This is a genomic window from Janthinobacterium sp. LS2A (genome assembly GCF_036543145.1).
In the GTDB taxonomy this organism is placed as follows: Bacteria; Pseudomonadota; Gammaproteobacteria; order Burkholderiales; family Burkholderiaceae_D; genus Janthinobacterium; species Janthinobacterium aestuarii.
In genome coordinates, this window is the sequence record NZ_JAZHPB010000003.1 from 381,718 (window position 1) to 407,343 (window position 25,626).

Below are 25,626 nucleotides of genomic sequence, written 5' to 3' on the forward strand. Positions count from 1 at the left end.
AGTCAGTTCTTCAGCAGAATATCCAAAATGCGGCTCGCATGGTCACGCGCTGCCGATCGCTCCCAACCCGCCAACGGCATCAGCAACTTGCGCAGCAGGTCGCGGATTTCTGGATGCAGGTCATGCATCTTCTTCCAGTTTGCGGCCGCCATCGCACTACTCAAGCCGACATCCTGAAACAGCTTGCTCGTCGCCTCCCTTGCAGCCCCCTCTGTCAGCAATGCCGCCAGATAATGATACACCGCCGAGTGGGCCGGATGGTCAAAGCCCGTATTGTCTTTGTCTCTGATGCGCTGCCCAAAAAGGTCGAGCTGTTCCAGGAACTGAGCCTGACTAATGCGACCCGCCGCTTCCTCAGCCAACAGCTTTTCCAGTTCCTCCGCCAACTTATCAAAGAAGGCAGGATCTTTGTCTCTTCCGGTGGCAATGGTGTGCTTCAACTGATTCTTCATGACCAGCGCCTGACTTCCCGGACTCGCCAACTTCTTCAGCCTGGCCATGTCGCTTGCATCGAGAATCGAGACTTCTTTACCCAACAGGCTCCTGGCCGGACTGGCGGAGATGTACTCGTCCAGCAATTGCTGCAACAGCAGCGATTCCAGTTTGGTAATACGCTCCCGATAGGTATTGCCGGGCAGCTTGTCACGCAACATCAGACGGATTTCTGCAAACAGTGTGAAATACGGCTTGAAGGGCACGCCACGCACATCGGGCAGGATGATGTCGATGCTCCGGTTGAACTGCTTGGCCAACTCAAGGAAGTCCTCCACCGCATCCAATCTGCTGGTCGGGTCAAGAAAACGCTCGGCATCATCCTTGTAATCCTCACGCTGACTGACCGGGTCATGCTTCTTCGGCAGCAGTTTGAGGATACGGTCGAGTGTCGCTTGCAGCTTGGGCAGTTCGCTTTCGACGCCATCCCAGACCTGGGGCGCTTGTACGTCACCACCGTAAATCTTCAGGGCGTGGTCGAGATGTTCCACCACGCCATGGTAATCGACAATATAACCAGCATTCTTGCCAGCCATGGTACGGTTGACCCGTGCAATTGCCTGCAATAGCGTGTGTTCCTTCAGTGGCTTGTCGAGATACATGGTACCGACAATCGGCGCGTCCCAGCCCGTTAGCAGCATGTCCGACACGATGATGAGACCTACATTATTGGCATGCTGCTGACCATCGCGCCCCTTGGCTTCATCGCCATACGGCAGAGGAAAAAGCTTGCTGACAAAGTTTGCCACCTGCTCTGCCGGTAGTGCGACAGGCTGTTTGCCAGCCTTCAGTTCGCCCTTGATGCGCTCTTCGATGGTCTGAATCTGCTCTGGGCCAAGATTGTATTCGGCAGCGTCTTCCTGTACCGACAAGCCTGTGCGCGATGCCGTAACGCTGGCGAGCGAGATCACCACCCGGCTCTCGAAGGTTGGCAGGCCATGGGCTTTGCGTTCCTTCATCAACTCATCAAGCAAGTCCTTGTAGCGCACTGCCATGTCGCGACCGTCACACACCAGCATGGCCTTCAGGCCTTTGGCCTGCACGTTAGAGACGAAGTGCTCAGCCAGATGCGTGGCCACCTGCTCCATACGGTCGCCAGCCTGTCGCCATCTCCCCAGCAGTTCCTTTTTCAGTACCTGCTGCCTGGCTTCATTCTCCTTGGAGAACTGATCTTTGAAAGCTTGGTCAAGCTTGGCGTTAGGGGCGAGTTCCACCCAGGCGTCTTGGTACTTGATGGGGAGAGTCGCACCGTCCGCAACCGCTTCATGCAGTCGGTACTCGTCGATGTAAGCAATGCCGCCAAATTCTGCCAGCGTGTGCTTGTCATCGCTCAGCAGTGGTGTGCCGGTGAAGGCGATGAACTTGGCGTGAGGCAGACTGGCACGCATGAATGCTGCCAAGAAGTCATATTGGCTGCGGTGCGCTTCATCGACCAGCACGTAGAAGTTGGGCTTGGCACTTAGCACTTGAAAATTGACACGCTCCCTACTAACTTCTTCCCACTTCGCGTCCCGCATCGCACCATCGGCATCAGACAGGCCGACATGGAGATTGCGCTCTGCCACCATGAAAAAGTCCTTCCCTTCACGCACCCGTCTATGCCGGGTCGCCTGCAGGGTGTCGTCTTCCTCATCTGGGGCGGCGTCAGCGGCAACGCCGGGCTGCTCATTCTCTTGAAACTTTTGAACGGTGCTGGTGAACACGCTGCCGTAATCGTTACCCAGTAACTTAACCAACCCATCGACCGAGACTGCCTGAATGGCCTTGATGCCCACGGCGTGGAAGGTATCGAAGATTTGCTTATCAAGATCTTTTCGGTCGGTGAGCACCAGCAGTGTCGGATTATTCAGACCAGTGCTATCGGCCCGCAGCATCCGCGCCAGCAGCGCCATGGTCAGCGATTTGCCGCTGCCTTGCGTGTGCCACACCACACCACCCATGGGGTTGGTTGCCGTCAGCCCGGCTATGGTTTTGCGTACTGCACGCCATTGCTGATAACGTGGCAGCTTCTTCACCGTCTTACCATCGCGGGTTTCAAACATTACGAAGTGGGTAATCAGTTCGAGAAAACGTGTCGGTTCAAACAATGCCCACAACAACTGGTCTTGCTCGCTGGGGTCGGAACCCAGAACACTAGTCACGGACGCTAGTTCATCGCCCTCCAAGCGGTACCGGGCAAAGAAAGCAGGCTTTGTTCGAATAGCACCATACTGGCCTTCACGCCGGTTGAGGCCAACACAGAGCTGGTTGAATACGAATTGTGCCGGAAAGCTAGCTTGATATTCGTCCAGTTGAGACAGCGCCTCATCCAGTCGATAGTGGCTCGCTTTGCATTCGATGATGGCCAGCGGCAGGCCGTTGATGAACAACAACAGATCAGGGCGGAAGAAGTCGCCGTCAGCATTCTTGCCAACGTACTGATCAACCACGTGGAAGTCGTTGCTTGCGGCTGACGTCGCGTCGAAGAAGCGCACGCTGCGCTGCTTGCCCTCCGCGTCCTTCACCTGAATGTCAGAGCGATGCACAGCCTGCCCCCAGAACAGCCTATTCGCGGACAGCAGATCGTCGCTCACCAGTTTACGCAACTCAATCAGTGCCGTATTGACGCCGCCAGGAGCGGTTTGCAACCATGGGTTCAGGGCTAGAAGTCTGGGCCGCAGAACAGTGCCTAGTACCGGGGCGAGATGCCGATGTTCGACCTCGACCTTGTTGCCCGGAAGATGGGTGTAGCCCAGTTTGACCAGCGATTCAATTGCTGGAATTTCGACCCCGACTTTTTCTGCATCCCCCATGGATACGTCCTCTCTGTGCGTTTTCTTGGCCCAACCAATCAGGCGGCAATAGCGATTTCATGGTGCACACCCAGCGTCACGCGCCACTCGCCGGTCAGCAGCTTTTGCATCAGACCGCGTTTGAGAGTTTGGTGATGATTTTGCTTGGATGTCAGCACATCAAGTTTATCGTCAAGTGCAGTAAGAATGCCTGCGATACGGCATTGTTCTGACATCGTGGGCATTGGGAACACAAAAGGCCTTAGCACCTGCAAATTAATGTTCTTTTGTGCATTCTGCGTTGCACGGGAATCAAAGTAGTCTTTATTATTTCCAAGTAGGTAATAGAGCCACGTGCTATTGCAGATATCCACATTCGCCCCGATACCAACAACGCTGTCGGGACACGCCATAGGGATTTTCCCGATTGCTATGTCACCAATGTTCGCTGCTATGGTGATGAAAATTGTACCTACCGGGAATTGCTTACTCACTCTAAGCCCATTGGCATTCAGGAACTGTGAAGCGCGTTCCAAGTACCGAGTAGCAGATGCTATGTCACCGGTCTGAACGAATGGGATGTCGCCACCATCAAAATATTTAGGGTCATTGCGAGGGCGCGCCGAAAACTTTCCACGCTCAACATCCGCGACACTTTCGAGACTACGCACTTCCCACCCAATCGGAATCGCACCCAACTCACTATCCTCGAACTCAGTATGAGGCACCCAGCGACCAGCAGCATCTTGAGTACCCACGCCACGGCTGAATAGAGACTGCATCAGGCCCTGCTTAAGGGTCTGGGTGGCGTCAATCTGGCGAGCGATCACGTCCAGCTTGTCGTCCACAGCCCTGAGGATGGCAACGATTTCCCCTTGCTCCGAGAGTGGCGGGAGTGCAAAACCAAACTCGCGCAATAGCTCAAGGCGAATACCCTTGACCGTAGACCCCGTTCCTGCGGCTTCGATTTTTTCTGCATTCGACTGGAACCAATAGAACAGGAACTCCTTTATCAAAGAACTCTTCGGGAAAATGGCTTTCAAATCTTGGTTGATAGCCACGTCACAGTCAAAGAAGGCAACCCGACCAAGTGCCATCCGTGTAGGCGTAATCAATGTCCCAGCAGGAATCAAATTTGTCGAACTCTCTTTGATTGCTTTGGATGTTATGTAGTCTTCAGTTCTGCTTAAGCGCGTGGCGACAAAGTCTTTTACGCTCGCCCAAGGAATCTCTCCACCCCAATATTCAGGTACATCTTTGGAAGGTGTCCCGCCACCAACGATTGCTTCAACTTCATTTCCCAACCGCGAAGATGACCAGTTGCACGGAATCCAACCGATTTCGGTTTCCTTGTATCCCCGTTTACCCACCTCGCTCATTCCCTTACCTCCAGCAACCCCAAATCAGCCAGATACCCATTTAGCCGCTCGTCAATCTGTGATTCCTCTTCTGCCAGCGCCGCCAGTTGCGCTAACGTGGCGGCAACATCCACGGTCTCTTCGATTTCGCCGTTGTCGATATAGCGGGCAATATTAAGGTTCCCGTCGTTGCTACGGATTTCATCCACCATCACCACCCGACAGTAGTTCTCTACCTCGGTCTGGCTGTCGAACGCCGCCTTGTGCGTGCTGACGATATGCTTGACATCTTCTGGGCGCAGGGTGTTCTGGGCCTTGCTTCCGAGGTAGTCGCGGCTGGCGTCAATAAGGATGACTTTATCCTTGAGGGCTACTGGCTTCTGCTTGTTTAGAATCAGCACGCAGGCTGGGATGCCGGTGTTGTAGAACAGCGCCGACGGCAAACCGACAATGGCTTCAATCAGGTCGCCGGGCTGGTTGCCGCTGGCGGCGTCGGTACCGAACAGCAGACCATCACGAATCTTGCCTTCTTCACCGCTACGGAACAGCACGCCGTGCGGCAATATGATGCCCATGCGACCGTCAGCCTTCAAGCTTGCCAGCATATGCTGGGCAAAAGCGAGGTCGGCATACCCACGGGGCGGGATGCCATAGACAAAGCGACCATAGGGGTCATTCACCTGCTTGTAGTTAGGCGCTTTGGCCTTCTTGCCACTTTCCTGCTCTGCCTCATTGGCCAGTTCCAGCGGTGACCACCATGACTTAGCGGAAAACGGTGGATTCGCAATCACCCGGTCAAAAGTCCTCAGGTAATCGCCGTCGAGATGCTTGGGCTCCACCAACGTGTCGCCCCGTTCAATCTCGGCTCGCATATTGTGCAGGTAAAGGTTCAGTTTGGCGATGGCCCACGTACCGAGGTTCTTCTCCTGACCGAACAGCAGCACATTGGGCATGCCCATGATGGTACCGTCCGGCAGGTTGGAAATGTGGTGCGCGCTTTCAACCAACATACCGCCACTTCCGCAGGTCGGGTCGTACACGGCATGGCCGGGACGGGGATCGATAAGTTCCACCACCAGTTGCACGACAGCCTTAGGCGTGTAGAACTCGCCGCCCTTCTTGCCAGCGTCATCGGCGAACTGCTTGATAAGATACTCGTAGGCGTCGCCCAACATGTCGGCCTTATACAAGTCGGCATTACCCAGCTTGTACTGGTTAAAATGCCGCAACAAGCGCTGCAAGGTGGCATCGGACAGCACGCGCTTGTCGCCGTACAGGGTGGCGGTGAGCACATGTTGCAGTTCAGGGTTGTTGGCCTCGATGGTGGCGAAGGCCTGGTCCAGCGCCTCACCGATGTTCTCTGTACGGGCAATCAGCTCAGGCCAACGTGCACGCAACGGGAAGTACCCCCACTTGTCTTCGACTTCTTCTTCGGCTTCCCTGCCGTTCAGGCCATCGTCCTGCATCAACCGGGTAACCCGCTCGTCGAACACGTCGTTGAAGCGTTTCAGGAACAGCAGGCCGAAGATATAGTTCTTGAAATCTGATGAATCGATGGAACCACGCAGGATATTTGCGGATTCCCACAGCCATGATTCGAGGGCGTCGAGGGTGAGTTGATTTGCCATTGGTGCAATACTTAAAAGTCCATGTGCTGTTGCCAGTTTAGCAGCGACACACAAAGTGAAAAGGCCGGAATACCGGCCTCAAAGAGCGGCTAATTGTACACTAGCAAGAACAGTAAATTCATAGGTACCCTCTCTGGCACAGTTAGCTATTGATGCCTATAGTTAAGGCGGACTACGCTCACTTTGCAAACCTTACCCGCCGTTGTTCAGCGAGATGTTGCCATACTCATCAAATCAATTCACCAACTTGCAAATAATGATGAATATAACGAGGAGTACGGCGAGCACGATCATAACTGGGGAACTACGCTCGCATTGAATCCCCAGCTTGATTGGCAATGAAACTGGGATTACCAAAAAGGAACCTTCAGCCGACTCCACGGCTGGCATCTATACAGCGCTGCTGCCATTCGGCAATTTCGGCCGCGTCCCAGGCGACAGACTTGGGGCCGATGGGAATAGGCGCTGGCAACACGCCGGCCTTCACCTTGCGCCAGATTGTGGCGCGGGACCAGCCGGTGGCCTCGATTACCGCAGGCAAGCGGAGGAATTTTCTAGTCGTGGTCATAAGATTCTCCTTCGATTGATGAACAGCAAACAATAGAGAGTCATGCCGACTCTCCGCGATAGTTCCGGCAGCGCCAGGGCTGCACCCTTTACAGATCTTCCGCTCCATGCGCTGCCGCCTGATACAAGTGGACCGTCATCTGCCCAAATAGATGGACGTGACCTGTTCACGTCCATGCCCCATCTCCACCGAAATCTTCATCCGGGCAGCTTGATCTGCTAGTTTTTGTGAGGCATCCAGCTGTCTGGAGGTCGCCCCGCCACTGGCTGGACAAGGTCGGCCCGTCAACTCGGCATAGCGCCGCTGCGCGTACTCATGGCGCAGCCCATGCACGCCATGGAGGCCAGCCTTGTCGCACTGCGCACGAAAACGGTTCAACTGGTCCCGATACCGAAACTGCGCCGGGATCAAGCTGCCTTTGCCCGCCAGCGCCTTGGCCGCTTCCAGCACGGCGCGCTGCTGCATGGTGGCAATCGGCACCTCCCGGTATTTGCCGCCCTTGGTCCAGCTATCCTTCAGCCGCAGGATGTTCCCGCCATCGGCCCATCCCGGCTTGATCTTGATGCTTTCCTCGCGCCGCAAACCAAATGCCGCCTGCAGCTGCAAGGACATGCGCGTATAGGGATCATTCACGCGGGCCAGCGTGTCGGCGTCGAGCACCTTCGCCCTCGAGACATTGGTGACAAACACCCGCTCCGCGATGCCGTATTCGCCGTTGGTGCGCGCAATGACGTTCTCCTTGCCGATCTTCTCGGCCCACCAGCGCAAGGCGCTCATGCGATTCTTGATCGTTCCGGTACTGACGCCATCCTGCTTCCACTTGTCGAGCAGCGCCGCCACATGCTTCGGCTTCAGACTGTCCACGCTCATCTGCTGGAAGCCTCGGTCCGCCAGGTCGTTGGCGCACAGGTTCAATAAGCGCTCACGGTCGGCCTGCGTCGCAAAGCTGCCATCCCGGTTGCGGTGACACAGTTGCTTGAGCTGGTAGTTCAAGTCGCGCATGGCAAAGTCATCCCTTCGATCTTTGTTTTTCACATCGATGCCGCGTGGTGTAATCCTGTCTGGTAAGTGTTTCTGGCCACCCTCACTGCCTCAGCAGAAAAGGTTGAATCAAGGGCCTCGGGACACCACTCCCGTGTATGCGGTTGCTGTTACTGCCTGCCCGCGCCGCATGCGCGTGTGGCACCGCTGCGCGCTCCCGGAGGAAGCTGCCGCAGCGGGGACCAATCACCCAGGGTCCATGGAGTGCACATCGTGCACGGATCAACTTCTATTAATCAGCCCGTAGCGGGCAAAGGACATCGCAGGGCTTGCCTGCGATGGGGGCGCCTGGCCCCGTCACTGAACATCATCACGCGGTGGAATGCCGCTTGCCGCCTGGGCCTGTGCCGTCGGCGACGCGTCGTCACTGGCAGCACGCCGCCAGTAACGACGCGCGCACGTAGCCATGGCATGTGACGGCATACATGCCAGCATCGCACTCACGGTGACGATACTGGCGATTCTGAAGCACACGCGCTGGCGGCAGCCGCGATGGCATCGCATCGCTGGCATTTCTGCTAACGGTGCGGCTTGCGGCAAAGCCATGCTGTGCTTCATAGGGTGCGCTACCTCGCGGGGTATGCGAACCAATCGGGGCAGGAGTCTTGCTCCTGTTTGAAGAAGCGCCCACCGGGCGCAATCATCCAGGCAATCCGTCTTGCGGATTGTGGGATATGAAGACGCTGAAGGCAGCGCTTTATCGTGCCGAGATGTGCATGCTTCTGCATGGCCCGGCGATATATCTAGCAGAAACTGCTATGTATCATGGTGGCGGGTAACGACCGCAACGCCTATGCCGCTAAGCATAGGGACATGCTCGAAGCATGCCCTCGTGGGAGCGATTCCCACATAAGAGAGCTTCATTCTATGCCTGATATCGACGTTTGCAAGCGGTTCGTTTCGTCAAGTGCGCTTTTCGTAGTACACAGATTTGCGACCGGCGCGGACTGGGCTGGTGTTACTGGCATTGACCGGTAGCGTTGCAGCCCGGACAAAGGCTCAAATTGCTAGTTTATGCAATTTTTCCTTGGGGGGCGCTTGCTTGATAAGCGCATCCGTGAGGCGCAGTACATACTTAGACATGGTGCCCTCCTGTTCCGCCATCCCGGCTGAATTCACCGCTGACCAGCGTTAATCTGGGCGCCTGCGGCGGCGCTCCCTTGCCGCTGACGGCATCGATGTAGTCGGCCCAATCCTGCATCATCCGGCGCCGCTCTGCCAGGAACTGGGCGCGGTCATAGGCGCTGGCCACCTTGTCCTTCGGTGCATGTGCGAGTTGCCGGTCCACGACTTCATGCCGGTAACCCAGGCGCTCCTTGATGGTGCTCATGGCCAGCGCCCGGAAGCCATGGCCGGTCATCTTGCCCTTGTATCCCATGCGTCCAAGCGCCACCAGTATCGTGTTATTGCTGATCGGCTTTTCGTGGTCGCGTTGATTCGGGAACAGATACTTGCTGCGGCCCGTGATCGCATGCAGTTCACGCAACAGCTCCAGCGCCTGGCGCGACAGGCAAACGTGATGGTTGGTCATATCCGGATTGACGGTCAGCTTGCCGCGCTTCATGCGCTGCCATGGAATGATCCACTCGCCGCGCTCCAGGTCGATTTCACTCCAGGGCGTCTCGATCAACTCGCTGGTGCGCACAAAGCACAGCAGCATCAGACGCAGCGCAATGCGGGTCGGCGCGAACATGCGTGCTTCGTTGCGGTCCAGAATGGTGAGAAACTGCGGCAGTTCGTCGGCATTGATGGCGGCGAAGTGTCCGGCGCGGACGGTCTTCAACACATCCTTCATATCGGTGACCAGATTACTCTCTGTGAATCCGCATTGAATCGCGTAGCTGAAAATTGACGCACATACCGCTTTCTGGCGATGGGCGATTTCGCTTGCGCCACGCTCCTCGATCTTGCGCAGTGCAGCGATTACATCGAGGTGCTTGAGTTCATCGATGGGCCTGCGGCCAATGGCAGGGAAGATATCTGCCTCCAGCCGTTGCAGGACGTTCTTGGCGGTGCGCTCGCTCCAGGTCGGCACCTTGTTGGCGTGCCACTCGCGGGCAATCTTTTCAAATGTGTTAGCGGCGCGCTCCTTTAATCGCCGCTTGGCGTCATCGCGGTGCTTGCCGGGATCGATTCCTTGCAGCATCAGGCGGCGGGTCTCCAGGCGCTTTTCGCGAGCAAGCTGTAGCGTGATTTCCGGATATGGGCCGAAGGTCAGCAGGTTGTCCTTGCCGTTGGCCTGTCGGAACTTGAAGCGCCAGATGCGCGAACCGCTTGGTGTCACCTCGATGTACAAGCCGTCGCCATCAAACAGTTTGTACAATTTCTCGCGTGGCTTGGCGTTCCTGATACGAACGTCAGTCAGCGGAGCAATGATCTTGGGCATGATGCACCTCCACGTCAACGTGTTGAAAGAACACTATAGACAAGATGGTGCAAATTAAAAGAGTAGACGATCAAGGGTATGCCGCCGATTCCACATCACCTACCCTAAAAAAAGCGCGATGCATTGAAATGGGCTGACACGACCTGAGACGCCGAAAAACGAAAAACCGCTTAGAATCAAGGCTCTAAGCGGTTTTTGAGGGACTTCCTGAGACGTCCTGATCTTACTTAATTACTATCCGTGGCGGAGAGAGGGGGATTCGAACCCCCGATAGGCTATGAACCTATACACGCTTTCCAGGCGTGCGACTTCAACCACTCATCCACCTCTCCTGCAGGCAATGTGTCTTACTTACATTGCGTACTATTTCTCGCTTGTCGCGAAGCCGCAGATTATAGCAAAGAATCTACGGACTGCCAAAGTTATTTACCGTGGGGTAAAAGTAGCGCATCTACAGTAACCAAGTAAAGGCTGGGGTCGGACCCGGCGGGTCCGACCCCGGATGTTGGTTTGGGTTTTGGCTACCCAAGCAACATCAGGACGCTTCCTTCAGCTGATCCAGAATCGCCGGATTCTCCAGGGTCGACACATCCTGCGTAATCGTCTCGCCCTTGGCCAACACGCGCAGCAGGCGGCGCATGATTTTGCCGGAGCGGGTTTTTGGCAGGTTGTCGCCGAAACGGATTTCCTTCGGTTTCGCAATCGGGCCGATTTCCTTGCCGACCCAGTTGCGCAGCTCCAGGGCCAGCTTCTTCGCTTCCTCGCCCGTCGGACGCGCTTGCTTGAGCACCACGAAAGCGCAGATCGATTCGCCGGTCGTGTCGTCCGGACGGCCCACCACGGCCGCCTCGGCCACCAGCGGGTTGGCGACCAAGGCCGATTCGATTTCCATCGTGCCCATGCGGTGGCCCGACACGTTCAGGACGTCATCGATGCGGCCCGTGATCGTGAAGTAGCCCGTGTCCTTGTTGCGGATGGCGCCGTCGCCTGCCAGGTACATCTTGCCGCCCAGCTCTTCCGGGAAATAGCTGGACTTGAAACGCTCGGGATTGTTCCAGATCGTGCGGATCATCGATGGCCATGGGCGCTTCACCACCAAGATGCCGCCCTGGCCGTTCGGCACGTCCTGGCCCGCTTCGTCGACGATGGCGGCCATGATGCCCGGCAATGGCAGGGTGCAGGAACCGGGGACCATCGGCGTCGCACCCGGCAACGGGGTGATCATGTGGCCGCCCGTTTCCGTTTGCCAGAAAGTATCGACAATCGGGCATTTCTCGCCGCCGATGTTTTTGTAGTACCACATCCACGCTTCCGGATTGATCGGCTCGCCGACCGTGCCCAGCAGGCGCAAGCTCGTCAGGTCGTAGTTGCTTGGGTGGACTTTCGGGTCCACGTCAGCCGCCTTGATCAGCGAACGGATGGCCGTGGGGGCTGTGTAGAAAATGCTGACGTTGTGCTTCTTGATGGTTTCCCAGAAACGGCCCGCGTTCGGGTAGGTCGGGATGCCTTCGAACACCACTTGCGTGGCGCCCACGGCCATCGGGCCATACGCGATGTAGCTGTGGCCCGTCACCCAGCCGATGTCGGCCGTGCACCAGAACACGTCGTCGGGCTTGATGTCGAAACTCCACTTCATCGTCAGCGCGGCCCACAGCAGGTAGCCGCCGCTCGAGTGCTGCACGCCCTTCGGCGTGCCGGTGGAACCCGACGTGTAGAGAATAAACAATGGATGCTCGGCATCGACCCATTCCGGTTCGCATTGCGCGCTCTGGCCTTCGATCAGCTCGTGCAACCACGTGTCGCGGCCGGCCACCATCGGCAGGTCGCTGCCCGTGCGTTTATACACGATGACGTTTTTCACGGACTCGCAGCCGCCCAGCGCCAGCGCTTCGTCGACGATGGATTTCAATGGCAGCTTCTTGCCGCCGCGCAATTGCTCATCGCCCGTGATGACGGCCACGGCACCCGCGTCGATGATGCGTTCCTGCAAGGACTTGGCCGAGAAGCCGCCGAAGACGACGGAGTGGGTGGCGCCGATGCGCGCGCACGCTTGCATGGCGGCCACGCCTTCGACGGACATCGACATATAGATGATGACGCGGTCGCCCTTGGCGATACCCTTGGATTTCAGGCCGTTGGCGAACTTGCAGACTTTTTCGTGCAGTTCTTTATAGCTTGCTTTGGTGACGGTGCCGTCGTCCGCTTCGAAGATGATGGCCGTCTTGTCGCCCAGGCCATTTTCGATGTTGCGGTCCAGGCAGTTGTACGACACGTTCAACTGGCCGTCTTCGAACCATTTGTAGAATGGGGCGTTGTCTTCGTTCAGGGTGCGGGTGAACGGCTTTTTCCAGCTCAGGTTCTCGCGCGCCAGTTTGGCCCAGAAGCCTTCGTAGTCGCGTTCGGCCTCGGCCACCATGGCGCGGTAAGCGTCCATGCCGGAAATCGTTGCCTGTGCGGCAAATGCTGTCGACGGGTCAAATACGCGTGACTCTTCTGGTCCCTGCTGCTGTGTGCCCTGCCCTTGGTTCTCTGTAGCGCTCATGCTTGTCTCCAGTGTAGTAATTGTTTGCTAACACGATAGGCCCCATGTCTTACGGACGCCTTACATGTCGCGTTTATGCAGCGTTTACCCCTATCAAGGCTAACCATAAGCGCCTTCAGCAATAGGAGTCAAGGGGACGCCGTACAGTATTTTCGCTGGGAAAATGCGCGGTGCACCGAAGGTTCAATACCACTTTGTGTTTCATCAAACCTAATAATCAGAAGCAAGGCCATGCGCAGTAATCAACAGCAAGTGTAAAATGTCGGGCATGCCAAAAATTGGTATTTACTCCCCCAGGAAACCCCACATGATCGACCACCTACCACCGACTACCAAGCATACCAAGCTGCATCCGCTGTCCGCCTTCATCTTCATGTCGCGCTGGCTGCAGTTGCCACTGTACCTGGGCCTGATCCTCGCACAATGCGTGTATGTATTTCATTTCTGGGTGGAATTGTCCGACCTGATCGGCGCCGTGTTCGGCAATGATGCGGCCCTGCAGCACGTCATCAGCGCCGTGACCGTGCCTGGCGTGCCGCCTCCCGTGAAGCTGAACGAAGCGACCATCATGCTGGTGGTATTAGGCCTGATCGACGTGGTGATGATTTCGAACCTGCTGATCATGGTCATTATCGGCGGCTACGAAACCTTCGTTTCGCGCATGCACCTCGATGACCACCCAGACCAGCCGGAATGGTTGTCGCACGTAAATGCTTCCGTGCTAAAGACGAAATTGGCGATGGCCATCATCGGCATCTCGTCCATCCACCTGCTGAAGACCTTCATCAACGCCACCGCGTACGCCAAGGAACCGAATGTGGTCATCGCGCAAACGGTGATCCACATGGTCTTCATTTTGTCCGCCATGGCGATCGCGTACACCGACCGCATCATGACGGTGACGCAGAACCAGGCACGACCGCACTAAACCCGAAGCCCATGGCTGCCAGCGGCGGCCATGGGCTTTCAGCAAAGAGTCCTACCCTTCTTATCCACCGCGAGAACACCATGACTGTCATAAAGCAAGAAGACCTGATCGAATCCGTCGCCGCAGCGTTGCAGTACATTAGCTACTACCACCCTGCTGATTACATCGAGCACCTGGCGCGCGCCTACGCGGCCGAGCAAAGCCCGGCGGCAAAAGATGCGATCGCGCAAATCCTGACCAACTCGCGCATGTGCGCGGAAGGCAAGCGTCCTATCTGCCAGGACACGGGTATCGTCAACGTCTTCCTGAAAATCGGCATGGGCGTGCGCTTCGAAGGCTTCTCCGGCACCGTCACCGACGCCGTCAACGAAGGCGTGCGCCGCGCGTACAACTTCGACGACAACAAGCTGCGCGCCTCCATCGTGGCCGACCCGCATTTCGACCGCAAGAACACCAAGGACAACACGCCAGCCGTCGTGCACATGGAATTGGTCGAAGGCAATACCGTCGACGTGAAAGTGGCTGCCAAGGGCGGCGGTTCGGAAAACAAATCGAAGATGATCATGATGAACCCGTCCGACTCGCTAGTCGACTGGGTCATGAAGACCGTGCCCACCATGGGCGCCGGCTGGTGCCCGCCAGGCATGCTGGGCATCGGCATCGGCGGCACGGCCGAAAAAGCCATGCTGATGGCAAAAGAAGTGTTGATGGAAGACATCGACATGTTTGAGCTGAAACAACGCGGCCCACAGAACAAGCTGGAAGAACTGCGTATCGAGCTGTGCGACAAGATCAACTCGCTGGGCATCGGCGCGCAAGGCCTGGGCGGCCTGACGACCGTGCTTGACGTGAAAATCATGATGCACCCGACGCACGCCGCGTCGAAGCCCGTCGCCATGATCCCGAACTGCGCCGCCACGCGCCACGGCCACTTCGTGCTGGACGGCTCGGGCCCCGCCTACATGGAACCGCCATCGCTGTCGTCGTGGCCGGAAGTGCACTGGACGCCGGACACGGAAAAGTCCAAGCGCGTCGACCTGAACACCCTGACGAAAGAAGAAGTCGCTTCGTGGACGCCGGGCCAGACCTTGCTGCTGAACGGCAAGATGCTGACGGGCCGCGACGCCGCGCACAAGCGCATCCAGGACATGCTGGCCAAGGGCGAAGAATTGCCGGTCGACTTCAAGAACCGCGTGATCTACTACGTCGGCCCGGTCGACCCGGTGCGCGACGAAGCCGTCGGCCCGGCCGGTCCGACGACCGCCACGCGCATGGACAAATTCACCGACATGATGCTGGAAAAAACGGGGCTGATCGCCATGATCGGCAAGGCCGAACGTGGCCCGGTCGCCATCGAATCGATCCAGAAGCACCAGTCGGCCTATTTGATGGCCGTGGGCGGCGCCGCCTATCTGGTGTCGAAAGCCATCAAGCACGCCAAGGTGCTGGGCTTTGCCGACATGGGCATGGAAGCGATCTACGAATTCGACGTCGTCGACATGCCGGTCACGGTGGCCGTGGACTCGAAGGGCACGTCGGTGCACAACACGGGTCCGAAGGAATGGCAGGCGAAGATCGAGCAACTCAATAGCGTGAGCAAGATTCCCGTGACGGTTGTTTAAACAAGCTCTACCATTAACGCCGCGCGGCAATCAGCGCGGCGTTTTTTTATTTTCATCGGCCTCGGCTTAATATGACTTTTACCTTAAGTAATAGCGCAAATCTGGGGTCAGACCCGGCAGGTCTGACCCCAGCAGTCAAGCTGCCTATCGGCATTTTTGACTCCGGCGTGGGCGGCCTGTCGGTGCTGCGCCATATCCGCGCGCAGCTGCCGCAGGAAGACCTGATTTACTTTGCCGATTCCGGCCATGCGCCGTATGGCGACAAGACGGAACAGCAAGTGATCGACCGTTCACTGGCAGTGGCCGGTTATCTGCTGCAGCAAGGCGCCAAGGCACTGGTGGTGGCGTGCAACACGGCCACGATCGCCGCCATCAAGGCGCTGCGCGCGCGCTACCCGGACCTGCCCATCGTCGGCGTCGAACCTGGCCTGAAACCGGCGGCCGCCATCAGCCGCAACGGCAAGATCGGCGTGCTGGCCACCGAGCGCACCTTGCGCGGCGACAAGCTGCTGGCCTTGCGCGAACAGGTGAGCAACGCGACGGGCGCCACGTTCATCTTGCAGCCCTGCGTCGGCCTGGTCGAACGCATCGAACAGTCCGCGATGGGCAGCGACCCGCTCGACGCCACCAGCGCCATGCTCGACCGCTATATCGCGCCCCTGCTGGCGCAAGGCGTCGATACCCTCGTGCTCGGCTGCACCCACTACCCTTTCGTGCAGGACGCCATCGAACGCACGGTACGCGCGCATACGCAGGAAAAGATCACCCTCGTCGATACCGGAGAAGCCGTGGCGCGCCAGCTGGCCCGCTTGCTCGACGCTGCCAGCCTGCGCCGCAGCGGCAACGACGCACCGCAACTGCAGGGCTACACGACGGCCAAGGTCGAAGCCCTGGCGCAAGCCTTCGCCGGTTTGCTGGACTTGCACCCGCCCGTCGAACACCTGTCCGTATGAGGGAAAACAGGCGTTTTCATGCAATCTTTCGATTCTTTAAAAAAGACTGCATTTAGATTTGCCACTTTGCCGAGTTCTTTGTATAATTCGGCACCTGTTCAGCAAAACAGCTAAACAGGTAAGTAAGACAGTGGTGGCTGTAGCTCAGTTGGTAGAGTCCAGGATTGTGATTCCTGTTGTCGTGGGTTCGAGCCCCATCAGCCACCCCACAGAATAAAGAAGAGCCCGGTTTTCGAATCGGGCTTTTTCTATTCCGGCGCCCGTTTTATCTCTCCTCAGATACCGGCCCCGGTATCGCTTCCTGTAAAAAATTCATTAGTGCAAATTTGACCATCGCCCTACTCTGGGGTGCGGCCTGGACCGCCCCATAAAAACAGTACGGAGACAACGATGAAGCAAATCCTGGCAGCACTGTGCCTGATGTTCTGCGCCCATGCGGTGCAAGCGGTCAACCTGACGGGCGTGCCCAACGCGCACGACCCCGGCACCCTCACGCGCGACGGCGACACGTATTTCAATTTCACGACGGGCGACGGCATCTGGTATTCCACCTCGACGGACCTGCTGAAATGGTCAGCCGGCCCCGCGCCCGTGTTCAGCACGCCGCCTGCCTGGATCGCCAACAAAATCCCCAATTTCAGCGGCTCATACTGGGCGCCCGACGTGATCCACATGAACGGCTACTATTATCTGTATTACTCGGTCTCCACCTTCGGCACGTCCGTGTCGGCCATCGGCGTGGCCCGTTCCGCCTCGCTGAAAAACCCGAGCTGGACGGACCTGGGCATCGTCGTGCAATCGTATGGAGGCGGCGCGGAAATCAATGCCATCGACCCGGCCCTGTTCCGCGATTATGACGGCAAGGTCTACATGTCGTATGGCTCGTTTTTCGGCGGCATCGGCGTGACGGAAATCAACCAGGCCACGGGCAAGACGAGCGGCAACGTGACGACCGTCCTCGGTGGCGGCGGCAAGGATATCGAAGCGCCTTACATCACGCGCGACGGCGAGTATTACTATCTGTTCGTCAACCGCGGCAAATGCTGCCAGGGCGCCGCCAGTACGTATTACGTGGAAGTGCAGCGCGCCAGCAGCGTGACAGGGCCGTACAGCGGCACGCGCACGGTGCTGCCTAACCTCGACGGCAAGTACAAGGGCCCGGGCCATATTGGCGTACTCAAGCAGGATGGCTGCAACTACACCTCGATCCACTACTACGACGTCAATGACAATGGCGCGGCCAAGCTCGATATTCTAAAGATGACGTATGAGGGCGGCTGGCCCAGCCTGACGCGCAATTTCTCCATCGCCAGCTGCGGCGGCATCTCGGATGGGCCCACGGTGCTGCGCTCGCGCCTGAGCGGCAAGGCGCTGGCCGTGGCGGGCGCCGGTACGGCGAATGGCGCACTGGTGCAGCAGCAAACGTATACGGGGGCAAAACACCAGCAATGGTATGTGGTGGGACACGGCGATGGCTACTATAGCCTGATCAATGCGAACAGCCTGCTGGGTCTGGACGACTACAACAACTCGACCACGGCCGGCACGAATATCGCGCAATGGAGCTACTGGGGCGGACTGGGCCAGCAATGGCGCTTCGCCAGCCCCGCTGCCGGCTACCAGACGATCAGCAACCGCTACAGCAACCTGACCTTGGACGTATTGAATCTGAGCACGGCGGAAAACGCGCAGATCATCCAGTGGAACTTGACCAATGCGAACAACCAGCAGTGGTCGCTGAGCCGGCCGTAGGACAGGTGACTACCCCGCCAGCACCGACTGCACCGTCGTCGCCAGGTCTTCCAGGCGCACGGGTTTGACGAGGAAGTGGCGGAAGCCGACGGCCAGCGCGTCGTCCATGTACATGGGCAGGCTGTGGCCGGTGACGGCGATCAGCACGGCGTTGGCCGTTTCGGGATTGTGGTGCAGGCGGCGGCCGATTTCGATGCCGCTGATGCCGGGCATTTCGATGTCGAGGTAGACGGCGTCGGGCACGCACAGCTTGACTTGCTCGACGGCCATCTGCCAGTTGCGCACCACCACGGCGTGGTGGCCCAGCGCTTCGAGCAGCATGGCCAGCGATTCGCCCACTTCCTGGTTATCGTCGACCACCAGCAGATTCAATTTGCGCGCAGCACTTGCCGGCTGGTCGCCCTGGCGGCGCTCCACGGAGGAAATGCCTGGTGTCGTTTCAGTTGTCTGGCTCATTGTACGTTCACGTCTGACGGCTGCAAAAGCGGGAGTATACAAGAAGCGCCCGCAATGCCTCCGCACCCGAGCAATGGTGCCAAGCGGCAATCCAAACCGCCCACCGTACCGCGCCAACAACACTTCCCCATCACACAGGCAGGCATATAGCCACTACGCAACATTCGCAATTGACGGATAAAATGAGAATCATTATCATTCCTATCCCCTTGCGCCGGATGTCCACGCCACGATGTTGTCGCGCCGCCCGATTGCCCGCGCAAACATTGTCACTACGGAGATCCATGCATGGCCGCCACATTTTCCACACTGCCCTTTTCGCTGCGCCCGTGCGCGCTGGCCATCGCCCTCGCTTGCCTGAACGCGCCCATCGCCGCGCAGGCACAGCAAGCCAATACCGCCGATAACGCCGGCCCTATCCTGGAATCGATCCAGGTCAGCAGCAACCTGCTGGGCACCAGCATGGCCGCCAGCACGAAGAATTTCGCGGGCGCCCGCACCGTGGTGCAAAAAGACGACATCGAGAACTCGGGCGCAACCAGCCTCAGCGACGTGATGCGCCGCATTCCCGGGGTGCAGATCAGTGACAACTCGGGCAGCGCCGGCAGCGCCATCTCCCTGAATATCGGCGTGCGCGGCCTGGCCGGACGCTATTCGCCACGCAGCACGGTCTTGCTGGACGGCATCCCGATGTCGGTGGCGCCATATGGCCAGCCGCAACTGTCGTTCGCGCCCGTCAGCCTGGCCAATGTCGAGACGGTCGACGTGGTGCGCGGCGGCGGCGCCGTGCGCTTCGGCCCGCAAAACGTGGGCGGCATCATCAACTTCAAGACGCGCCGCGTGCCCACCACGCCAGGCATCACGGGCGACGCCACCGTGCGCTATAACTCGTACAGCGAAGTGGGCCACAACACGCAGGCCAGCGTCTTTGCCGGCACCCAGCTCGACAGCGGCCTGGGACTGGCGGTGCTGTATTCGGGCATCCGCGGCAGCGACTGGCGCGTGGGCAGCGATGAAAAGGTCAACGACTTCGCCCTGAAATTCCGCTACGACCTGAGCCCGACCGCCGAGGTGTACGCCAAGCTGTCCTACTACGACGTGACGTCGCGCACGCCGGGCGGCCTGACCGCCGCGCAATACAAGGCCGACCCATTCCAGAACACACGCCCGACCGACTTCTGGAGCGGCGAGCGCAAGGCCTTCGACATCGGCTACCTGAATGCCATGTCCAACACGCAAGAATTCGAAGTGCGCGCCTATTACAACAAGAGCTCGCGCGAAAGCACCCTGATCAATGCGAACCGCACCGGCCTGGGCCGCCAGCCGCGCAACTATGAAACGACGGCCATCGAGCCGCGCTACACGCAGCGCTTTACGACCGGCAAGGTATCGCAGGACGTCACCGTCGGCTACCGCTACCTGGCCGAGCGGGCTGACGAGACCATCTACAACGTCGTCATCGCCACCGGCGTGCAACAAAAGCCGACGCGCTTCGCCGACAACTCGACCGATGCGCAAGCCGTGTATATCGACGACAAGATCGCCATCGACGCGTGGCGCATCACGCCGGGCGTGCGCTACGAACATATCAAGACGGAACGCTTCAACCACTTGCCCACCGACCAGAAGATCGATCTGCTTAACAACAAGGCCCTGCCCTCGCTGAACGTGGCCTACTTGCTCAACAACAACGTGACCCTGTTCGGCAACTACAACAGCTCGTTTGGCGCCGTGCAAAATACGCAGCTCAATGCGCAGTCAAGCAAGAACCCGCTGCAGCCGGAACTGGCGAAAACGGCCGAGCTGGGCGCGCGCTGGAAGAGCGGCCAGCTGTCGGCCGAAGCAACCTTGTTCAACATCAAGTTCGACAACCAGATCCAGTCCATCGGCAGCGGCGAGAACGTCGTCTTCTACAACGTCGGCGCCACGCATCACCGGGGCCTGGAATCGGCCATCGACTACCACTTCGACAAGTCCGGCCCGCTGGCCGGCTTGAACGCCTACGCCACCTACACCTACACCAAGGCGACCCTGCAGGATGGCGTGAACGCGGGCAACGACGTGCCCTTCTATTCGCGCACCACGGATACCGTCGGCGCCCACTACCAGCTGGGCGCCTGGGGCTTCGACCTGTCGAGCAGCCACCAAAGCCGCCAGTTCGCCGACGAAGCCAACACCGTGGCGGAAAATGCGGCAGGCAGCCTGGGCGTGATTCCCGGCTTCCGTACCTGGAACACGCAAGTGAAATGGAAAGTACCGGGGCAGAATGGCCTGGAACTGGTTGCCGGTGTCAACAACCTCGCCGACAAGCGCTACTTCACGCGCACCTCGGACGGCAACCTGGGCAAGCTGGTGGGTGCACCGCGCATGGTTTACTTGCAAGGCCGCCTGGCCTTCTGATGCCCGTGCGCAGCTGAGCCCGTCGAAGCGTAGCGGACGTTCAAATGCCGCCCGGCCACATGGCCCGGCGGCATTTTTCATGAAAAAAATGGGTGCATTACATCAAGGAATGTTGCCCAAAAGAATTAAACTAGCGCTACAATAGCGGGGTATCAAGCAATGCCAAGCATCGCTCCGCCAGGGCCCCTACCCCGCCCTGATCATCAGCACGCATTTATTGAACAGGAAGGCTGGCACCGCCGGGCCCGATAGCGCTCCCGGCACGGCCACCACACACGCACCATGTCCGCAGAAAAAACCATTACCGAAACAAGTTCCTACGGCAAGGAAACGCCCGTGGGACGTCCCGACATCGATGGCCGCGCCGGTATTTTCGTGCCCACGGCAGAATTCGACATCAGCAACAACACCACCATCCGCAAGGGCGCGGGCATTGTCGGCTTCGGCAACCTCGATGGCACCCTGACCGTGTATTTCGAAGCGAACCGCTTCGACGAAAGCAATCTGCACAAGTGGGAACACAAGGCGCGCAAGGCATATGACCGCATGGTGATGGGCGCGCCCACGGTGTCGAAGGCGAAAATCGATGCGCGCATGCTGGAACAGGTGGGCATCATCGATGGCATGGGCATCAATCTCAAGCACCCGGAACGCCTGACGCACTGGCTGACGATTTCGAACGTGCCGGACACGGCGCCGGAAGAGCCGGTCCTGCGCTGGAAAAACCGCTAGACGCCCGGAAAGCGAGGCGGGGCGCCAGGCGCGAGGTGTTGTCCTACATCGTGGCGGACATTCATCCGATGCCCAAAGGCATCAACTCATCCTATGATGAAAGCCTGACAACACCTCATTCTACTCAGGAGTACGACATGTCCCGCCTCATCCCGATCAGCTTTGGCGCCTTGCAAATAAGTCTGGCAGCGGCGGCGATGTACATCCTGTGCTCGGCGGACGTGCTGCACCAGACGGCCGTGTATTTCCACTAATAAAATGAAAAAGCCGGGCAAGCAATGCTTGTCCGGCTTTGTCCTGCCTACGACCGCAATAGACTAGCGGCGGCCGTGGTAGCGGCCATGCCCGCCCCAGCCGCCGCGGTGTCCACCGTAGCGCCCAAAGCCAAACATGAAGTCCAGCCCGATTGTCACGGGCGGATTGTAATAATACGGTTGCGGTGCGTACACGGGCGCCGGCACATACACGGGCTGCTGAACGTAGACAGGCTGCTGTTGCACATACACGGGCTCATTCGTATATTCCACGCGCGGCGCGCTCATCACGCGGCCCGACTGCACCGGCTCGGACGAGACCGTATGCCATTCATAGGGATTGTAGGCCCCCTGCGGCGCGCGCGAACCGTAATACGCAGGACCGGGGGGCGCCACGGCGCAGCCACCCAAGGCGGCCAGCGAAATTACTGCCAACAGGGTTTTCATCGCAACTCTCCTAATGTGTACTACTTAATTAAGCACTATAAGAAATTACGCGGAGCTTTGCTGCGCTTTTACCGATTGTTACACCCCGACGCACGCCGCAACATGAAATGTGGCAATCGCGCCACAAGCGGCCTACACCGCATGTTTCCTCAAATAAATGGAATCGCGCACGTGTCGATGGCCTTGCCGGCCGCATCGTAGCGCTGCACGCACACCTGGTAGCGCACGCCATAGTCGAGCTCGACCTGCTCGACCTTGCCATACTTCAATTTCCAGCTGGGTTGCATCTGTTGCCGGCCTTCCAGCGCGGCCACGTCCTGGGGAATCGCCATCGCCGTTTGCGTCTCGCCTTGGCGCGCATCCTGGCGCCGCGCCACGTCGATCGATACGCTTACGGCCAGGTCGACGCCGCCATCCGCATAGCTGAGCGTGGGCGCGCCGCGCTGCGCCCGCATCACGCCCCAGGCGCAAGGCTTGCCGCCAACTTCGCATTGCTTCAGCTGCGCCAGCGGGAAATACTCAGGGGCAATCTTGCCATTCTTGATGGGCCAGCTCGTGCGCACGCCGTCACGCTTGCCCGTCAGGGGATTGTCCCAGCTCAGGCTATTGACGACGGCCACGGTCTGCCCCGGCTGCAAGCCCACGGGCGTGCCCAGCGAGGCGCAGGCGGAAAGCAGCAAACCGGTGGCGGCCAGGGAGGAAAGTGTCAGGATGCGCTGCATGATAGGCCTCTTGTGGTGGGAGATCCCGAAGATATGTTTCGAGGGTAACAGAATCGGCGGCAACAGTGCCGTTGGCTGACGCACATAACAGTACGGGCGACACCTTTGCAGGCGCCGCCCGTAGCGGATACGGCCATGCCGGGAGCATCGCTCCCGGCGATACGTGGATCAGTCCAGCTTCCAGGCGTAATCGACCTTGGTCCAGGTTTGCGCTGCGGCGCCATCCTTGGTGCCCGGCTTGAACTTGCATGCGGACAGGGCCTTGATGGCGGCCTTGTCCAGGTTCTTGAAGCCGCTGCTCTTCTCGACTTTCGAATCGGCAACGCTACCATCGGCGTTGACCAGGAAGGACATCGACACGGTGCCCTGCTCTTCGTTCATCAGCGAGGCTTTCGGATAGTCGGCCTTGCAGTTCTTGGCATCGAACGACGCCGGCACCTCGGCCGCGAAGGCGGCGGAAGAAACGGACACCAGCAAGGCTGCTGCAACACTCATCAAACGCTTATTCTCAAACATGTGCTTCCCCATGATTATTATCAAATACGGTAGTTACCATTTCCTGTGCGCTGTTGGCCGCGCTTAAAACTCTTCCCACTCGTCATTGCTGCCCGCGCCTGCCGCCTTGCGTGGCGCCGCAGCAGCCACGGGAGCGGCCGCTTCGGTCTTGCGCGTCAGCGACTTCACCGGGCGCAATGCCGGCGCCGGCTTGCGCACGGCCACCGGTGCGGCGGCCACGGGGGCCGGCACATATGCCGCCGGTTTCTCTTCGCCTTCGACCAGTTTGAAGATGCTGACCACGTGGGCCAGTTCGGCCGCCTGGTCCTGCAAGCTTTGCGCCGCGGCGGCTGCCTGCTCCACCAGGGCCGCATTTTGCTGCGTCATGCCATCCATCTCGATGATCGACAGGTTGACCTGTTCGATGCCAGCGCTTTGTTCCTGGCTGGCACTGGCGATCTCGCTCATGATGTCGGTCACGCGGCGTACGCTGTCGACCACTTCACCCATCGTCACGCCGGCCTGGCCGACCAGACGCGTGCCGCGTTCCGTCTTCTCGGCCGAATCGTCGATGAGGATCTTGATTTCTTTCGCGGCGCCTGCGGAGCGCTGGGCCAGGTTGCGCACTTCCGACGCCACCACGGCAAAGCCGCGGCCTTGCTCGCCGGCACGTGCCGCTTCCACGGCAGCGTTCAGCGCCAGGATATTGGTCTGGAAGGCGATGCCATCGATCACGCCAATGATGTCGACAATCTTCTTCGCCGACTCATTGATCGAGCTCATGGTGTCAACCACTTGCGACACCACGGAGCCGCCCTTGATCGCGACATCCGAAGCGGTGGCGGCCAGCTTGTTGGCTTCGCGCGCATTGTCCGCATTCTGTTTCACGGTCGAGGTCAGCTCTTCCATGGCCGAGGCCGTTTTTTCCAGCGCGCTGGCCTGCATTTCCGTGCGCGACGACAGGTCGATATTGCCGTCGGCAATTTCGCGCGAGGCCGTGCCGATGGTTTCCGTACCGACGCGCACCTGGCCAACGATGCCCACCAGGCTGTTACGCATTTCCTTCATTTCCGCCAGCAGGCTGGACGTATCGGAAGGCTGCGTGTGGATGCCTATCGACAGGTCGCCATTGGCGATGCTGCCGGCGATCGATGCCGTGTAGTCCGGCTCGCCGCCCAGCTGTTTCAGCAGGCCGCGGGTAATCACCAGTGCCGCCGCCACGCCCATCGCCACGGCCAGTACGCCGAGGATGATCATGAACAGGCGCGCGCTGTCGAAGGCCTTGCGGGCATCCGATTGCATCTGCTCGTTGAGCTTATCTTCCAGCACGGCCAGCTGCTCCAGCGCTTCCATCCATTTTTTCTGTACCGGGCGGATTTCCTTGATCATCACGCGCGTGGCGCCTTCCGCATCGTTGGCCATCCACAGCGCGGAGGCCTTGGCGATGGCCGGCATGGCGGCCGCTTCGTATTCCTTGATCGAGGTCAGCAGCGCTTTTTCTTCAGGAGTGGACTCGACGGCGAATTTCTCTTCGAGCTTCTTCTGCGTTTCCTGATAGGTGCTCGTCTGCGTCTTGATACGCGCCATCTCCGGCTCCATATCGCCCGCGTCGGTCATCAGGGTCAGGATGCGCAGCGAGGTGATGCGGTCGCTGACGTTGCCACGCATGTCGATCACGAGGCGGGTGACGACGTTGTTGACATTGATCACGTGATCGAGACGCTCCTGGATTTGCGCCATGCGCGCGATGCCGAGGACGGTCACGGCCACCAGCAGAACCAGTACCAGGGCGAAACCCAGGCCCAGGCGGGTACCAACCTTCATTTTTGCTAAATTCATTTCGGCTCTTCGTAAATGAAACTATTGATAAGGATTTTTGCCCGGCACGACAAGACGAAGGCTGCGCAACACCGGTGTCCACCCTTACCCATTGGTATGCTGGCGGTATCCGGCCGCACGCAGCCCGGGGTACTTCCTGGTCTTTCAGCAGCCCTGGAAACGCCAGTGACTGCGAATGCAAACTTGCTCCGCACGCTGAATTTTTGACACCGTTGATGTGAGATCAACATCAAACATTCA

Annotated in this window: 18 protein-coding genes and 2 tRNA genes; 7 read left to right on the forward strand and 13 right to left on the reverse strand. The window is 58.8% G+C overall.

What is annotated here, in order from left to right; genetic code table 11:
* Positions 1-2 precede the first annotated feature (2 nt).
* The 8 genes from V3C40_RS11965 to acs all read right to left on the reverse strand — a co-directional run bounded on the left by V3C40_RS11965 (position 3) and on the right by acs (position 12,786).
* Entirely contained in the window at positions 3-3,284 is a 3,282-nt protein-coding gene (locus tag V3C40_RS11965) for a type I restriction endonuclease subunit R (protein ID WP_331777535.1), read from the reverse strand.
* Positions 3,285-3,322: 38 nt separating this feature from the next.
* Positions 3,323-4,642 carry a restriction endonuclease subunit S gene (locus V3C40_RS11970; protein ID WP_331777536.1) on the reverse strand — a complete coding sequence of 440 codons (1,320 nt, stop codon included), beginning with the start codon at positions 4,640-4,642 and terminating at the stop codon, positions 3,323-3,325.
* Positions 4,639-6,249: a type I restriction-modification system subunit M gene (locus V3C40_RS11975; protein ID WP_331777537.1), complete on the reverse strand. Its 1,611-nt coding sequence runs from the start codon at positions 6,247-6,249 to the stop codon at positions 4,639-4,641. The genes V3C40_RS11970 and V3C40_RS11975 overlap by 4 nt, the downstream gene beginning before the upstream one ends.
* A 367-nt stretch (positions 6,250-6,616) precedes the next feature.
* Positions 6,617-6,817 (reverse strand): helix-turn-helix transcriptional regulator, encoded by a 201-nt coding sequence (locus tag V3C40_RS11980; protein WP_176382029.1) that lies wholly within the window; start codon positions 6,815-6,817, stop codon positions 6,617-6,619.
* 135 nt (positions 6,818-6,952) lie between these two features.
* Positions 6,953-7,819: a phage integrase N-terminal domain-containing protein gene (locus V3C40_RS11985; RefSeq protein WP_331777538.1), complete on the reverse strand. Its 867-nt coding sequence runs from the start codon at positions 7,817-7,819 to the stop codon at positions 6,953-6,955.
* A 1,114-nt stretch (positions 7,820-8,933) separates the two neighbouring features.
* Positions 8,934-10,244, reverse strand: coding sequence for a tyrosine-type recombinase/integrase (locus V3C40_RS11990; protein ID WP_331777539.1), 1,311 nt, complete (start codon positions 10,242-10,244; stop codon positions 8,934-8,936).
* 241 nt (positions 10,245-10,485) lie between these two features.
* Positions 10,486-10,576, reverse strand: a tRNA-Ser gene (locus V3C40_RS11995).
* A 203-nt stretch (positions 10,577-10,779) separates the two neighbouring features.
* Positions 10,780-12,786 (reverse strand): acetate--CoA ligase, encoded by a 2,007-nt coding sequence (gene acs, locus V3C40_RS12000; RefSeq protein WP_331777540.1) that lies wholly within the window; start codon positions 12,784-12,786, stop codon positions 10,780-10,782.
* A gap of 307 nt (positions 12,787-13,093) precedes the next feature.
* On the opposite strand from acs, the gene V3C40_RS12005 reads away from it, so the two are divergent.
* The 5 genes from V3C40_RS12005 (at position 13,094) to V3C40_RS12025 (ending at position 18,041) form a co-directional block, all read left to right on the forward strand.
* Complete coding sequence (locus V3C40_RS12005) at positions 13,094-13,714, forward strand: YqhA family protein (RefSeq protein ID WP_034760097.1); 621 nt, start codon at positions 13,094-13,096, stop codon at positions 13,712-13,714.
* A gap of 80 nt (positions 13,715-13,794) precedes the next feature.
* A complete protein-coding gene (locus V3C40_RS12010; protein WP_331777541.1) occupies positions 13,795-15,336 on the forward strand; it encodes a fumarate hydratase in 1,542 nt (513 codons plus the stop codon).
* A gap of 71 nt (positions 15,337-15,407) precedes the next feature.
* Positions 15,408-16,289 carry a glutamate racemase gene (gene murI / locus V3C40_RS12015; protein ID WP_331777542.1) on the forward strand — a complete coding sequence of 294 codons (882 nt, stop codon included), beginning with the start codon at positions 15,408-15,410 and terminating at the stop codon, positions 16,287-16,289.
* 133 nt (positions 16,290-16,422) lie between these two features.
* A tRNA-His gene (locus tag V3C40_RS12020) sits at positions 16,423-16,498 on the forward strand.
* 181 nt (positions 16,499-16,679) lie between these two features.
* Entirely contained in the window at positions 16,680-18,041 is a 1,362-nt protein-coding gene (locus V3C40_RS12025; RefSeq protein ID WP_331777543.1) for a family 43 glycosylhydrolase, read from the forward strand.
* Between the two features lie 9 nt (positions 18,042-18,050).
* On the opposite strand, the gene V3C40_RS12030 is transcribed toward V3C40_RS12025, so the two are convergent.
* A complete protein-coding gene (locus V3C40_RS12030; protein WP_081368151.1) occupies positions 18,051-18,497 on the reverse strand; it encodes a response regulator in 447 nt (148 codons plus the stop codon).
* A 288-nt stretch (positions 18,498-18,785) separates the two neighbouring features.
* Here V3C40_RS12030 and V3C40_RS12035 point away from each other — a divergent pair, with 288 nt between their 5' ends.
* Together V3C40_RS12035 and V3C40_RS12040 are read left to right on the forward strand one after the other, a co-directional pair.
* Positions 18,786-20,897 carry a TonB-dependent receptor family protein gene (locus V3C40_RS12035; protein ID WP_331777544.1) on the forward strand — a complete coding sequence of 704 codons (2,112 nt, stop codon included), beginning with the start codon at positions 18,786-18,788 and terminating at the stop codon, positions 20,895-20,897.
* A gap of 282 nt (positions 20,898-21,179) precedes the next feature.
* Positions 21,180-21,629, forward strand: a complete 450-nt coding sequence (locus V3C40_RS12040) for a hypothetical protein (RefSeq protein ID WP_128140430.1) — start codon at positions 21,180-21,182, stop codon at positions 21,627-21,629.
* Positions 21,630-21,946: 317 nt separating this feature from the next.
* Here V3C40_RS12040 and V3C40_RS12045 read toward each other — a convergent pair whose 3' ends face one another.
* From V3C40_RS12045 to V3C40_RS12060, 4 genes are all read right to left on the reverse strand, one after another.
* Positions 21,947-22,330, reverse strand: coding sequence for a hypothetical protein (locus tag V3C40_RS12045; protein WP_034782540.1), 384 nt, complete (start codon positions 22,328-22,330; stop codon positions 21,947-21,949).
* A 149-nt stretch (positions 22,331-22,479) separates the two neighbouring features.
* A complete protein-coding gene (locus tag V3C40_RS12050) occupies positions 22,480-23,052 on the reverse strand; it encodes a hypothetical protein (RefSeq protein WP_331777545.1) in 573 nt (190 codons plus the stop codon).
* A 168-nt stretch (positions 23,053-23,220) separates the two neighbouring features.
* Entirely contained in the window at positions 23,221-23,568 is a 348-nt protein-coding gene (locus V3C40_RS12055; protein ID WP_034760455.1) for an energy transducer TonB, read from the reverse strand.
* 63 nt (positions 23,569-23,631) lie between these two features.
* Entirely contained in the window at positions 23,632-25,371 is a 1,740-nt protein-coding gene (locus V3C40_RS12060) for a methyl-accepting chemotaxis protein (protein WP_442907255.1), read from the reverse strand.
* Positions 25,372-25,626 lie beyond the last annotated feature (255 nt).

Coding starts and splice junctions, on each gene's coding strand:
- V3C40_RS11965 (WP_331777535.1), bottom strand. CDS start 3,284: ATGGGGGATGCAGAAAAAGTCGGGGTCGAAATTCCAGCAATTGAATCG.
- V3C40_RS11970 (WP_331777536.1), bottom strand. CDS start 4,642: ATGAGCGAGGTGGGTAAACGGGGATACAAGGAAACCGAAATCGGTTGG.
- V3C40_RS11975 (WP_331777537.1), bottom strand. CDS start 6,249: ATGGCAAATCAACTCACCCTCGACGCCCTCGAATCATGGCTGTGGGAA.
- V3C40_RS11980 (WP_176382029.1), bottom strand. CDS start 6,817: ATGACCACGACTAGAAAATTCCTCCGCTTGCCTGCGGTAATCGAGGCC.
- V3C40_RS11985 (WP_331777538.1), bottom strand. CDS start 7,819: ATGCGCGACTTGAACTACCAGCTCAAGCAACTGTGTCACCGCAACCGG.
- V3C40_RS11990 (WP_331777539.1), bottom strand. CDS start 10,244: ATGCCCAAGATCATTGCTCCGCTGACTGACGTTCGTATCAGGAACGCC.
- acs (WP_331777540.1), bottom strand. CDS start 12,786: ATGAGCGCTACAGAGAACCAAGGGCAGGGCACACAGCAGCAGGGACCA.
- V3C40_RS12005 (WP_034760097.1), top strand. CDS start 13,094: ATGATCGACCACCTACCACCGACTACCAAGCATACCAAGCTGCATCCG.
- V3C40_RS12010 (WP_331777541.1), top strand. CDS start 13,795: ATGACTGTCATAAAGCAAGAAGACCTGATCGAATCCGTCGCCGCAGCG.
- murI (WP_331777542.1), top strand. CDS start 15,408: ATGACTTTTACCTTAAGTAATAGCGCAAATCTGGGGTCAGACCCGGCA.
- V3C40_RS12025 (WP_331777543.1), top strand. CDS start 16,680: ATGAAGCAAATCCTGGCAGCACTGTGCCTGATGTTCTGCGCCCATGCG.
- V3C40_RS12030 (WP_081368151.1), bottom strand. CDS start 18,497: ATGAGCCAGACAACTGAAACGACACCAGGCATTTCCTCCGTGGAGCGC.
- V3C40_RS12035 (WP_331777544.1), top strand. CDS start 18,786: ATGGCCGCCACATTTTCCACACTGCCCTTTTCGCTGCGCCCGTGCGCG.
- V3C40_RS12040 (WP_128140430.1), top strand. CDS start 21,180: ATGTCCGCAGAAAAAACCATTACCGAAACAAGTTCCTACGGCAAGGAA.
- V3C40_RS12045 (WP_034782540.1), bottom strand. CDS start 22,330: ATGAAAACCCTGTTGGCAGTAATTTCGCTGGCCGCCTTGGGTGGCTGC.
- V3C40_RS12050 (WP_331777545.1), bottom strand. CDS start 23,052: ATGCAGCGCATCCTGACACTTTCCTCCCTGGCCGCCACCGGTTTGCTG.
- V3C40_RS12055 (WP_034760455.1), bottom strand. CDS start 23,568: ATGTTTGAGAATAAGCGTTTGATGAGTGTTGCAGCAGCCTTGCTGGTG.
- V3C40_RS12060 (WP_442907255.1), bottom strand. CDS start 25,371: ATGAAGGTTGGTACCCGCCTGGGCCTGGGTTTCGCCCTGGTACTGGTT.